Annotated in this window: 1 protein-coding gene; it reads left to right on the forward strand. The window is 47.2% G+C overall.

The annotated features are described in order from the left end of the window. The coding region (lpxD, locus tag R8O10_RS24045) for a UDP-3-O-(3-hydroxymyristoyl)glucosamine N-acyltransferase (protein ID WP_318191800.1) at positions 1-1,022 on the forward strand (1,022 nt) is incomplete at its 5' end. Between the last annotated feature and the right edge of the window lie 2 nt (positions 1,023-1,024).

The raw sequence follows: 1,024 nt of genomic DNA on the forward strand, positions 1-1,024 counted from the left end.
TGACATTAGCCGAGTTGGCGACAATTACCGGGGGTGAGCTATTTGGTGACGAGTCACTCGTCGTTGGCCGTGTAGCTCCAATGGATAAAGCGCAAGAAGGTGACGTGACTTTCTTGTCTAACCCAAAATACGCAAAGCATCTATCTGAATGTAAAGCAACAGTGGTGATGGTGAAGGCAGAGCATAAGGACCAGTGTGCTGGTAATGCACTTGTCGTTGCTGACCCTTATGTTGCATTCGCTCGTGTTGTTCAGGCTATGGATACCACACCAAAACCTGCTGAAGACATTGCACCGAGTGCAGTGATTGCATCCGATGTGAAGATGGGTGAAAACGTTGCAGTTGGCGCAAACGCGGTTATTGAAACGGGGGTTGAACTGGGTGATAACGTTGTTATTGGCGCAGGTTGCTTTATCGGTAAAAACGCGAAGCTGGGGAACAACACCAAGCTTTGGGCTAATGTGACAATTTATCATGAAGTATCATTGGGCGATGACTGTCTGGTTCAATCTGGCACAGTCATTGGCTCTGACGGTTTTGGTTATGCGAACGATAAAGGCGAGTGGATTAAAATCCCTCAGCTTGGTTCTGTGCGCATTGGTAACCGCGTCGAGATTGGTGCATGTACTACGATTGACCGTGGTGCACTTGAAGATACCATTATTGAAGATAATGTGATTCTTGATAACCAACTTCAAATCGCACATAACGTGCAGATCGGATATGGTACCGTGATGCCAGGTGGTACTATTGTCGCCGGCAGTACTAAAATTGGTAAGTACTGTCAGATCGGCGGCGCGTCGGTTCTAAATGGCCACATCACTATCGCAGATGGTGTTGCCATCACCGGTATGGGCATGGTAATGCGCAGTATCGAAGAAAAGGGTCTTTATTCATCAGGTATCCCATTACAGACGAACCGAGAATGGCGCAAGACGGCAACTCGTGTTCACCGTATTGACGAGATGAACAAACGCTTGAAAGCTGTTGAAAAACAGCTGGAGCAGAAAGAAGAATCTTAGTT

It is taken from the genome of Vibrio sp. 1727 (assembly GCF_033344415.1).
GTDB classification, from domain to species: domain Bacteria; phylum Pseudomonadota; class Gammaproteobacteria; order Enterobacterales; family Vibrionaceae; genus Vibrio; species Vibrio alginolyticus.